The organism is Pseudomonas sp. BYT-1, from assembly GCF_023611805.1.
GTDB lineage: Bacteria > Pseudomonadota > Gammaproteobacteria > Pseudomonadales > Pseudomonadaceae > Aquipseudomonas > Aquipseudomonas guariconensis.
In genome coordinates this window covers 2964696-2975000 of sequence record NZ_CP072559.1, presented here as the reverse complement: position 1 = coordinate 2975000, position 10305 = coordinate 2964696, and the positions used below count along the sequence as shown (strand labels likewise).

Sequence of the window (10305 nt, the reverse complement as noted above, 5' to 3'; positions counted from 1 at the left end):
GACCTTGTCGGTCAGCGCGGCTTCATCCGGTGTGCTCAGGTCCAGGGAGCGGGCGATGTCGCCGAGCTTCTGGTTGGCTTTAGTGTGGTCGGTGACCATCTGCTGGGCGAAGGCCTTGATCTCAGGGCTTTTGCTTTTTTCTTGGGCCAGGTTGCCGGCCACGACTTCGGCGATGCCGGCTTCGGTCGCATCGTCGACAAAGTCATTGGAGCTGGCGGCCAGCACGTGCATCGACGCCATGCCGAGTGCGACGGTCAACCCGACGCGCTTGAGGAACAGATTGCTCATGTGTCACTCCTTATCCATTGGCGCGACCTCAGTGTCGCTTATGGTTGAGCGCAGCCTATGGGCAAAGGTTTGATTTTTCTGTGCCGTGGCGGCACCAACGGTCATTGGTTTGAACATTGGGGCAAGACGAGGCTCAGAGATTCAAAGGTTGCATCGAGGAGCGGTCCATGAGCATCGAACGTAGCATTCCGGAGCTTGAGGCCTGGTACGCCCAGTACGATGACGCGAGCTATCGGCGCGAATCGCCAGACGCCTACCATCATGAGCTGGTGCGTACCGCCGAGGCGCTGCGTGACGACGGCGCGATCGACTGGGACGACTGGCTGGCGCTCAAAGCCCTGGCCGACCAGGCCCATGTGCGCGCCCTCGAGGAAGCCGTGCAGGCCCATGTGGACGACCCTGACGCATGAAGACATTGAAAATTGCCACGTTCAATATCAATGGTATCCGCAGCCGCCTGCCAGGATTGCTGGCCTGGCTCGAGCGCGAGCAGCCGGATGTGGCCTGCCTTCAGGAACTCAAGGCTGCAGACAAGGACTTTCCGCGCGAGGCGCTGGAGGCGGCGGGCTATGGCTGCCTGTACCACGGGCAAGCGTCGTGGAACGGCGTGGCCATCCTGGCCCGAGGCAGCGAACCGCTCGAAGTGCGCCGAGGTCTGCCAGGCATGGACGACGACAGCCAGAGCCGTTACCTGGAAGCCGCAGTGCATGGCGTCCTGATCGCCTGCCTTTATCTGCCCAATGGCAACCCTCAGCCGGGCCCCAAGTTCGACTACAAACTGCGCTGGTTCGAGTGCCTGATCGGCCACGCCAGAACGCTGCTCGACAGCGGCCACCCGACAGTATTGGCGGGGGACTTCAATGTGGTGCCCACCGACCAGGACATCTACAACACCCGCTCCTGGCTCAAGGACGCGTTGCTCCAGCCTGAATCCCGGGCGTGCTACCAACGCCTGCTCGAACAAGGCTGGAGCGATGCGATCCGCCAGTTGCATCCTGATGCGCAGGTTTTCACGTTCTGGGATTACTTTCGTAATCACTGGCCCCGCAATGCGGGCCTGCGCATCGATCACCTGTTGCTCAGCCCAGCGCTTTCTGCGCGGCTCCTGGCCGCCGGTGTTCACGCCTGGGTGCGCAACGAACCGAAGGCCAGCGACCATGCGCCGGCCTGGATCGAGCTGTCCGCACCCCCGCGTCACTGATCTATAGTCAAGGGCGGTAGGGTGCTGGACACAAGGGACTGTAATGGCAGCAAGCAGGAGGCAGGACGAGGAGGGACCGTTCGCCGTGACTGGCGAGGGCCGCGCCGTTGCCTTGTTCCGCCTGGTACTGAGCTTCATGGCGGTCGTGATGCTGGCCTTCGTGCTGATCGAAGGCTGGCGGATCTGGCGCGACTATCGGCATGCCTTCCTCAACGCCGAAGATGCGGTAACCAACCTGGCCCGGGCGACAGCCCAGCATGCCGAAGATGCCATTCGCCAAGTCGATGCGATTACGGCCGCACTGGCCGAGCGCATCGAGGGTGATGGCTTCGACCACCTGGACCGGCCTCGGCTGCATGCGCTGCTCAGGCAACAAAAAGCGATCATGCCGCAACTGCATGGGTTGTTCGTCTACGGCGCCGATGGGCGCTGGATCGTCACCGATCAACCGACCATCGCCCCGCGGGCCAACAATGCTGACCGCGATTACTTCATCTATCACCGCACCCACGCCGACCGAGGCGTGCGCGTAGGCTCGGTGGTGCGCAGTCGTTCCACAGGTGATCTGATCATTCCGATCTCACGGCGGCTGAACAACCCCGACGGCAGCTTCGCCGGCGTGCTGCTGGGTTCGATCAAGGTAGATTGGTTCGTGCGCTATTACGGCGACTTCAAGATAGACGAACGCGGTGCGCTCGTGCTGGCCATGCGCGATGGCACCATTCTCGTGCGCCGGCCCTTCGTGGAGCAGGTGGTGGGGCGCAGCCTGGCCGACAGCGAGATCTTTCGCAACCACCTGCCTTACGCCGACCAGGGTGTGGTGGAAGCCGTCGCGGTGGTCGACGGCACGCCGCGTCTGTATGCCTACCGGGCGTTGGCCAATTATCCATTGGTGGTCGAGGCTGGACTGTCGCGTGAGTCGATCATCGCGCCTTGGCGCCACGACATGCTCAAGTCGGCCGCGGTGTTATTGCTGTTGCTGTCGGGACTCGCGGCCTTCGGCTGGGTGGTGCTGCGCCAGCTGCGCGAGCGCATTGCCATCGAGCGCGCACTGCACCAGGCGCATCAGACGCTCAAATCCTTGGCCCTGACCGATAGCCTGACCGGCCTTGGCAACCGCCGTCGGTTGGATGGGGTGTTCGAGGCGGAGATCCGTCGAGCCCGGCGTCAGGCCTATCCCTTGGCCCTGGTGATGATCGACCTGGACTACTTCAAGGCCTATAACGACCGCTACGGCCATCTGGCGGGTGACCAATGCCTGCGGCGCGTTGGCGAGTTGCTGGGCCACGCATTGAAGCGCCCTGGCGACCTGGCGGTGCGCTACGGCGGCGAAGAGTTCACGCTGTTGCTGCCCAACACCGACGCCCAAGGTGCGGTGGCGATCGTGCAGGAGATACTCATGCTGCTGCGTCGGCAGGTGATCGAGCATGCTGGCAGCCCCTTGGGGCAGGTATCGGCCAGCGCCGGAATCGCAGTGGGCTCTCCGGGGGCGGAGGCGATCACACCAGAGAGCCTGACAGCCGCCGCCGACGCCGCCCTGTATGAGGCCAAGCGCCAAGGGCGTGACCGCTACAGCCTGGCGAGCAGTGCGCTAGCCAATTGCTAACCGCATGGCGCAACGCCCGGACAGGCCATAGGCCTGTTCACTGCGCAATATGCCCCGCAAGCGTTCATCCAACTGCGCAGGCTCCAGGATGGTGAACCCCTGGCGGGCGTAGAACGGCGCATTCCACGGTACATCAGTGAAGGTAGTCAGCGTGACACCTTGCAATCCACGGCTGCGAGCAGCCTCGACAGCCGTCTGCAACAAGCGGCGGCCCAGCCCTTTGCCTTGGGCGTGCTCTTGTACCGAGAGCTCCAGAATGTGCAACTCGCTGGCGGTGGTTTGCGCACAGATGAACCCGATCGGCACATCTTGCTCGTCCACCGCGACCCAACTGGCCTGCTGCGCGATGCAGCACTGATGCGTGGCGTCTTCCAGCACATCGGCTTGTGCCAGCCAGGCCAGTTCAGGCAAGCGCTTGAAGGATTGAGCAGCGGAGCGTTCGACCGCTGCGAGCTGGGCGAGGTCGTGGCAGTGTGTGAGACGGATAGGCATAGGGCTGTCCTTGGCGAAAAAGAGTCGGCTGAAAGTGTCTGTCAGGCCGACACAAGCTTCATGGAAAAACCTCCGAAGGGAGGGCCGGCAATGGTAACCTTGCCCACCTCGTTGCTCATCTCGGACTGTTACATGTTGTTCAATCTCGCCATCCTGTTCGGCACGCTAGTGGCCATGGAGGGCGTCGGCACGCTGGCTCACAAGTACATCATGCATGGCTGGGGCTGGTGGCTGCACCGATCGCACCATGAGCCGCACCTGGGCATGCTGGAGACCAACGATGTCTACCTGGTGGCCCTGGCGCTGGTCGCAGCGGGCCTGGTGGCGCTGGGCAAGGCGGGCTACGCGCCGCTGCAGTGGGTTGGCGGCGGTGTGGCGGGGTATGGCGTGTTGTATGTGCTGGCCCACGATGGGCTCTTTCATCGTCACTGGCCTTGCGCGCCCAAACCTGTGAACCGCTACCTCAAGCGCCTGTATCGGGCGCATCGACTGCACCATGCGATGCCTGGACGCAAGGGAAGCGTGTCGTTCGGATTCTTCTACGCGCCACCCTTGCGTGTACTCAAGCGCCAGGTGCAGGCCCGCAAACATCGCTAGGTTCAGGCCTTGCGGCGCAGCAGGACGATGAAGAACAGCCCGCCGATGGCGGCCGTGGCAATACCGATGGGCAGGTCCTGAGGCGCGATGAGTGTGCGCGCACCGATATCCACCCACACCACGAACAACGCGCCGAGCAGGGCGCAGGCAGGCAGCAGTCGACGGTGCTCGGCACCGACCAGGCGACGGGCGACGTGGGGCAGCATCAGGCCGACGAAACCGATGGCGCCGGAAAGCGATACCAGCACTCCCGTCAGCAGGGCACAGCCAACGAACACTTGAGCTCGCACACGGCGCGGCTCGAAGCCAAGGCTGACGGCAGTCTGTTCACCGCTCATCAACCCGTTCAATGCCCGGGCCAGGCTCATCAGCAGCACAAACCCAGCCAACACGCAGATCGCCGGCAGCCAAAGCAGCGGCCACTGTGCCAAGCCCAGGCCACCGAGCATCCAGAACATCACCGAGCTGGCTGCATGAGTGTCGCCGGTGTACAGCAGCAGGTTGGCCAGCGCCATGACCACAAACGACACAGCCACCCCGGCCAGCAGTAGCCTGTCGCTGTCCAGTCGACCGCGCCGGCTAGCCACTGCCAGAACCAGCAACATGCTGCCCAAGGCGCCGACGAAGGCTGCCAGGGGTAGGCTGAAGGGGCCTGCAAAGGTGCCGAAGAACAGCACCACCAGCACCGCTCCGAGTACCGCACCAGAGCTGACGCCCAGCAGGTGCGGGTCGGCCAACGGATTGCGGGTGACGGCCTGCAAGGCACCACCAACCAGGGCCAGGCCTGCCCCCACCAAGGCCCCGAGCAGTACCCGTGGGGCGCGGATCTGCCAGACGATTTGCGCCTGCCCCCGGCTCCAGTCGCCCATATCGGTCATACCCAACTGATACAGCGTGATGCCCGTGACCTTCGCCAGCGGCACATGGGCCGCGCCAAAGCCCAGGGACAGCAGGCAAGAGAACAGCACACCGATCAGCAGCAGCGACATCAGCAGGCGATAGCCCCCTGGGCTACGAACCGGCATCAGTGCGTTGCCTTGGCGAACAGTTGCGGATGCAGGGCCGCAGCCAATTGCTCGATGGCACTTGCGTTGTCCACCGATGGGGTGACCTGCAGGTACGACAGCACTACGAAGCGGCGCTCGCGGATGGCCTTTACCTCGCTCAAGGCGGGGTGATTGAGCAGGAAATCGCGTTTTTGCGCCCAACTCGTCGGCCCGTAGTCAACGATGACGATCACTTCCGGATCCCGCGCCACGACGCTCTCCCAATTGACCTGGGTCCAGCTGGCATTCACGTCGGCCATTACGTTGTCGGCACCAGCGGCCTCAAACAGTGCCTGGGGCATGCCGAGTCGGCCAGAAGTGGTGGGGCGGTCTTCGCCGCTGTCGTAGAGAAAGACGCGGGGTTTGTGTTGCACTGGGGCCAGTTGCGCGTGGACCTGCGCAACGCGCTGCTGCAGATGCTCTACAAGCACGTTGGCCCGCGGTTGAACGTCGAAGATGCGCCCCAGGTTGAGCAGGTCCTGGTACAGGTCCTCCAGGCTTGCCTGGCGCCGGGGCATGATCCATGAGCAGGATTCGCTCAACTCATACACGGGGATGCCCAGCGGTGCGAGGGTCTGCGGCGTCAGCGGGCCGCCCACGTTCATGCCGTAACCCCAGCCAGCGAACAGAAAGTCGGCCTGGGCATCAAGGAGGTTCTCCGGCGACGGATAGCGCGGTGCAAGTTCAGGAAGGCCGGTCAAGGCCTCACGCAGGGACGGGTCGAGGGTCTTCCAACCGCTGACACCGCTGTAGCCGACCATCCGCTCGCGCAGCCCCAGTGCCAGCAGCATCCCGGTGAGGTTGATGTCGTGACTCACAGCCCGCTGGGGCGCTTGGGTGAAGGTGATGTCGCGCTCGCAACTGCGCACGGTGACGGGGTAACTGTCAGCCCAGGCTGCGAAGGGCAGTGCGGCGAGCAGGGCCAGATGAGTCAGGCGTCGCTTCATGCGGGGGTGATCCAGGTAATACGTGGGTGGGGCGCCAACGGGTGGCGATCGACCAGGGCGCGAACACCAAAGACTTGCGCCAGGCGGTGCTCGGTCAGCACTTGCTCCGGTGTCCCTTGCGCGACGATGCGACCTGCATCGAGGACATACAGGCGATCGCAGAAGGCTGCGGCCAGGTTCAGGTCGTGGAAACTCGCCAACAGGCCTAGACCAGTCCCACGCAGGCGTTCGAGCAAGGCCAGTTGGTAACGTGGGTCGAGATGATTGGTCGGCTCGTCCAGGATCAACAAACGCGGTTGCTGCACCAGTGCCCGAGCCAGCAATACACGTTGCTTCTCACCGCCGGACAGCGGCGCAAAGCCCTGGTCGGCTCGGGCATGCAGGCCTAGTCGCTGCAGGCAGGCATCGATCAATGCCTGGTCGTCATGGCTGTCGAACCAACCTTGGTGCGGGGTTCGGCCCATGGCGACCACGTCGCGCACACTCAGGCCGAAATCTTCGGGAAACTCCTGCAGCATCACTGCCACGCGCTGGGCGACCCAGCGTGGGGACTGTTGCCAGATGTCTTCGTTTTCCAGCAGCACGCGCCCGCCATCGGGTCGGGTAAAGCGATAGGGGGGTCATGCCGAGATAAAGGGAAAATTCACTCACTTCTCTCGTAAGTAATTGATAGTTTTGGCTTTTATAATTCGCCCGCACCGCCCGTGATTGTGGACTATCTTTTCTGATTCCTCAGAAAAGGAGGTCCTATGGCTTCACTAGAGCGCACGGCGTACCCCACTCTGGCAAAGACGTATTCGAAAGCTGAGCTGCAGCGTGATTTCTCCTTCTCAGATGATGAGATTAAGTGGGTACGAAGCAAGTCCAAGGCCCCCTTTCACCTCAACCTCGCCGTACTTCTGAAGACCTTTCAGGTACTTCGATATTTCCCTGATATCACCGACGTGCCTGATCAACTGGTGGCATTCATTCGCGGAGAGTTGGGTCAGCGCAGCAAGGTGAAATTCGCGGAATACAAGTGGTTTCAGCAATATCGTCACATGAACGCGATCCGAGCTAGCCTCGGTGTGACTGCATTCTACGGATCTGATGCTAACGAGCTCGCCGAGCGGCATGCCAAAGCAATGTCATTCGTGCTTGATCAGCGTGCCGACATCATCAACTCCGTGATTGAAGAACTGATCCGCCAGGATTATGAGCTCCCTGCGTACTCGACCCTGAATGATCTCGCTGAGCGGATTCATGCCGAATCCCAAGAGGCAATATTCAACCTGGTGGTAACCAGAACGCCAATCGAGGTGATCCACAAGCTAAAGGATCTGCTCGACACTGATTTCGGGCGACGCCAGAGCGATTTCAATGCGCTGAAACAGGCGCCCAAAAAGCCATCCCGCAAGCACTTGGAGGTGCTAATCGATCATCTAGCTTGGTTAGAGAGCTTCGGGGATCTGGGAGCCATTTTTGAAGGGATAGTCGACACCAAGATCCGTCACTTCGCCGCCCAAGCCGCGGCGTCGGACGTCTCCGAGCTGAAGGATTGCTCGCTGCCAAAACGCTACACGCTGATGCTGGCCTTGATCTATCGGATGCGGGTGCGAACTCGAGATCACCTTGCCGAGATGTTCATCCGGCGGATTTCGACGATCCATAAACGCGCGAAGGAGGAGTTGGAGCAAATCCAGGCGCGTCAACGCCAGAAGCTGGAGCAGTTGGCGGCGACCCTGGACGGCGTGGTGCAAATTCTGGTTCAAGAGCCGGATGACCATGAGGCTGGCAGCCTGATTCGGGAATACCTCTCCCCCGATGGCAATCTGGATCGGTTGCGTGAGACTTGCGCCGAAGTCCAAGCTACCGGCGGTAATAACTACCTGCCGCTGATCTGGAAGCACTTCAGGTCCCATCGCTCGCTGTTGTTCCGTCTCAGTCACCTTCTCCAACTGGAGCCCACGACTCAGGATCGGTCGCTGATTCAAGCACTTCAACTGATCCAGGACAGCGAGAATCTACACCGCGAATGGATCGACGAGCACGTCGATTTATCGTTTGCGTCTGAGCGCTGGGTCAAGGTCGTTCGTCGTCCTTCCAGTGAGGGGCCACCGACCAACCGGCGTTATCTGGAGGTTTGCGTTTTCTCCTACCTGGCCAGCGAGCTGCGATCCGGCGACATGTGCGTACAAGGATCGGAATCCTTCGCCGACTATCGCAAGCACTTGCTGCCCTGGGAAGAATGTCTCCAGCGACTACCGGCCTACTGCGAAAAGATGGGGCTGCCTGGCACAGCGAAGGAGTTTGTTGCCTCCCTCAAGACCCAGTTGGAGGAAACCGCGCAACAACTGGACGAGAAATTCCCTTCTTGCCGAGGGGATGTATCGGTTAACGAAGCTGGAGAACCGGTGTTGCGCCGAGTAACGGCGCGGGACATCCCACCTTCGGCCATCTCGCTACAGACGGCGCTTATGCAGCGCATGCCGGCCAGGCATGTGCTCGACATTATGGCTAACATCGAGCATTGGATTCAGTTCACTCGGCATTTCGGTCCCATGTCCGGTAACGAGCCGAAGCTTAAAGAGCCGGCCGAGCGCTACCTGATGACCATCTTTGCCATGGGCTGCAACCTAGGCCCTAGCCAGGCTGCACGGCATCTGGCGGGTAATGTCACGCCACACATGCTGTCCTATACGAATCGCCGCCACCTCTCGCTGGAAAAACTGGACAAGGCCAACCGCGAGCTGGTGGAACTCTACCTTCAACTTGATCTGCCCAAGCTCTGGGGCGATGGCAAGGCGGTGGCTGCGGACGGCACGCAGTTCGACTTCTATGATGACAACCTGCTGGCCGGCTACCACTTCCGCTATCGCAAGATGGGGGCCGTGGCCTATCGGCACGTGGCCAACAACTACATCGCGGTGTTCCAGCACTTCATTCCACCTGGTATCTGGGAGGCGATTTACGTAATTGAGGGGCTGCTAAAGGCTGATCTCAGTGTCGAGGCTGACACTGTGTATTCCGATACTCAGGGGCAATCAGCGACGGTCTTTGCCTTCACCTATCTGCTGGGCATCAACCTGATGCCACGTATTCGCAACTGGCGCGACCTGGTGATGTGCCGGCCGGATCGCGGCACTTCGTACAAGCATATCAACCGCCTGTTCACCGACACTGCCGACTGGAACCTGATCGAAACCCACTGGCAGGATCTGATGCAGGTCGCATTGTCGATCCAGGCCGGCAAAATATCCTCACCTATGCTGCTGCGAAAACTCGGTTCTTACAGCCGGCGCAACAAGCTCTACCATGCGGCACAGGCACTGGGCAGCGTGATCCGCACAATCTTCCTGCTCAACTGGATCGGCAGTCGCGAGTTGCGCCAGGAGGTCACCGCGAACACCAACAAGATCGAGTCCTACAACGGATTCTCCAAGTGGTTGTCCTTCGGCGGCGACGTAATCGCCGAGAACGATCCGGACGAGCAGCAGAAACGTCTGCGCTACAACGACATGGTGGCCTCGTCGGTGATCCTGCAGAACACTGTGGACATGATGCGCATCCTGCAGAAACTAGCCCGCGAGGGCTGGCAGTTCACCGATGAGGATGTGTCGTTCCTCAGCCCCTACCTGACCAGCAACGTCAAGCGCTTCGGCGAGTTCAACCTCAAGCTCAACCGGCCACCGGAACCCTGGATCAAGGATTCGGTATTTCAACAAGCTGCGGGCTCGCTGCGAGTCAATACGACCCGCCAGGCCGATACTGAGAAAGCCACATGATCGGCATTCCACCCGCATCTTTTTGCGTCACACCATATGGCGAAGTTGATGCTGCAGCGTTGGAGCGGCTGCGCGACAGCTTCGACACGTCCCAACTGCTCCGTCTGGTCGATCGTCTGGACGCCTGTCTGGCTGAGCTAGGGGGAATTATCGCCGTGCGTGATGAACTGCTGAAGTTGCATGCGATGGCTCTGACAATTGTTGAGGGCGCCGCTCCGGCGGTTCCCACCGAGAATGCCTGCGTATGGGCTGAAGCCGAATCTCTCCAGATGGATCTTGAGGCGCTGGTTTCTTGGGCTCGCTCCGCTCAGCTCATCATTGCGCCGCTGATCAATCTTTCTCCACAGCACGAGGCATGAGCGCT

Annotated in this window: 10 protein-coding genes and 1 pseudogene (1 of these 11 cut by a window edge); 6 read left to right on the top strand and 5 right to left on the bottom strand. The window is 61.2% G+C overall.

All coding sequences use genetic code 11. The features are described from left to right. A protein-coding gene (locus J5X93_RS13855; protein WP_102082041.1) for a DUF4142 domain-containing protein crosses the window boundary here: on the bottom strand, positions 1 to 288 show its 5' portion. Its footprint begins 213 nt before the window's first position; only the first 288 of its 501 coding nucleotides appear in the window; it begins with the start codon at positions 286 to 288; its stop codon lies off the left edge, out of view. Positions 289 to 455: 167 nt separating this feature from the next. On the opposite strand from J5X93_RS13855, the gene J5X93_RS13850 reads away from it, so the two are divergent. The 3 genes from J5X93_RS13850 to J5X93_RS13840 are packed head-to-tail and all read left to right on the top strand — an operon-like array spanning position 456 to position 3095. Next, a complete protein-coding gene (locus J5X93_RS13850; RefSeq protein ID WP_043210544.1) occupies positions 456 to 698 on the top strand; it encodes a hypothetical protein in 243 nt (80 codons plus the stop codon). After that, entirely contained in the window at positions 695 to 1489 is a 795-nt protein-coding gene (gene xth / locus J5X93_RS13845; protein ID WP_043210542.1) for an exodeoxyribonuclease III, read from the top strand. The genes J5X93_RS13850 and xth overlap by 4 nt, the downstream gene beginning before the upstream one ends. Before the next feature lie 43 nt (positions 1490 to 1532). Beyond that, complete coding sequence (locus J5X93_RS13840) at positions 1533 to 3095, top strand: sensor domain-containing diguanylate cyclase (protein WP_102082040.1); 1563 nt, start codon at positions 1533 to 1535, stop codon at positions 3093 to 3095. Here the strand turns inward: J5X93_RS13840 and J5X93_RS13835 are convergent. Beyond that, on the bottom strand, positions 3081 to 3587 hold the full coding sequence (locus J5X93_RS13835) for a GNAT family N-acetyltransferase (RefSeq protein WP_182943204.1): 507 nt from the start codon (positions 3585 to 3587) through the stop codon (positions 3081 to 3083). The genes J5X93_RS13840 and J5X93_RS13835 overlap by 15 nt on opposite strands. Positions 3588 to 3719: 132 nt before the next feature. On the opposite strand from J5X93_RS13835, the gene J5X93_RS13830 reads away from it, so the two are divergent. After that, a complete protein-coding gene (locus J5X93_RS13830; RefSeq protein WP_043210605.1) occupies positions 3720 to 4184 on the top strand; it encodes a sterol desaturase family protein in 465 nt (154 codons plus the stop codon). A 2-nt stretch (positions 4185 to 4186) separates the two neighbouring features. Here J5X93_RS13830 and J5X93_RS13825 read toward each other — a convergent pair whose 3' ends face one another. The 3 genes and pseudogenes from J5X93_RS13825 to J5X93_RS13815 all read right to left on the bottom strand — a co-directional run. After that, positions 4187 to 5209 carry a FecCD family ABC transporter permease gene (locus J5X93_RS13825; protein WP_182943206.1) on the bottom strand — a complete coding sequence of 341 codons (1023 nt, stop codon included), beginning with the start codon at positions 5207 to 5209 and terminating at the stop codon, positions 4187 to 4189. Further along, on the bottom strand, positions 5209 to 6177 hold the full coding sequence (locus tag J5X93_RS13820; protein WP_182943208.1) for an ABC transporter substrate-binding protein: 969 nt from the start codon (positions 6175 to 6177) through the stop codon (positions 5209 to 5211). Before J5X93_RS13820 ends, J5X93_RS13825 begins: the two co-directional genes overlap by 1 nt. Then, positions 6174 to 6791, bottom strand: a pseudogene (locus J5X93_RS13815) (ABC transporter ATP-binding protein); the annotation flags it as partial. The pseudogene J5X93_RS13815 and the gene J5X93_RS13820, both read right to left, overlap by 4 nt. A gap of 135 nt (positions 6792 to 6926) precedes the next feature. Between J5X93_RS13815 and J5X93_RS13810 the strand changes: the two are divergent. Both J5X93_RS13810 and tnpC read left to right on the top strand, forming a co-directional pair. Beyond that, positions 6927 to 9941 carry a Tn3 family transposase gene (locus tag J5X93_RS13810; RefSeq protein ID WP_250033579.1) on the top strand — a complete coding sequence of 1005 codons (3015 nt, stop codon included), beginning with the start codon at positions 6927 to 6929 and terminating at the stop codon, positions 9939 to 9941. Further along, complete coding sequence (gene tnpC / locus J5X93_RS13805) at positions 9938 to 10300, top strand: Tn3 family transposase post-transcriptional regulator TnpC (protein ID WP_250033574.1); 363 nt, start codon at positions 9938 to 9940, stop codon at positions 10298 to 10300. Before J5X93_RS13810 ends, tnpC begins: the two co-directional genes overlap by 4 nt. Positions 10301 to 10305 lie beyond the last annotated feature (5 nt).

What these genes read in the sequence shown, in the direction of transcription:
- J5X93_RS13850 (WP_043210544.1), top strand. Translation starts at nt 456, where the DNA reads ATGAGCATCGAACGTAGCATTCCGGAGCTTGAGGCCTGGTACGCCCAG.
- xth (WP_043210542.1), top strand. Translation starts at nt 695, where the DNA reads ATGAAGACATTGAAAATTGCCACGTTCAATATCAATGGTATCCGCAGC.
- J5X93_RS13840 (WP_102082040.1), top strand. Translation starts at nt 1,533, where the DNA reads ATGGCAGCAAGCAGGAGGCAGGACGAGGAGGGACCGTTCGCCGTGACT.
- J5X93_RS13835 (WP_182943204.1), bottom strand. Translation starts at nt 3,587, where the DNA reads ATGCCTATCCGTCTCACACACTGCCACGACCTCGCCCAGCTCGCAGCG.
- J5X93_RS13830 (WP_043210605.1), top strand. Translation starts at nt 3,720, where the DNA reads ATGTTGTTCAATCTCGCCATCCTGTTCGGCACGCTAGTGGCCATGGAG.
- J5X93_RS13825 (WP_182943206.1), bottom strand. Translation starts at nt 5,209, where the DNA reads ATGCCGGTTCGTAGCCCAGGGGGCTATCGCCTGCTGATGTCGCTGCTG.
- J5X93_RS13820 (WP_182943208.1), bottom strand. Translation starts at nt 6,177, where the DNA reads ATGAAGCGACGCCTGACTCATCTGGCCCTGCTCGCCGCACTGCCCTTC.
- J5X93_RS13810 (WP_250033579.1), top strand. Translation starts at nt 6,927, where the DNA reads ATGGCTTCACTAGAGCGCACGGCGTACCCCACTCTGGCAAAGACGTAT.
- tnpC (WP_250033574.1), top strand. Translation starts at nt 9,938, where the DNA reads ATGATCGGCATTCCACCCGCATCTTTTTGCGTCACACCATATGGCGAA.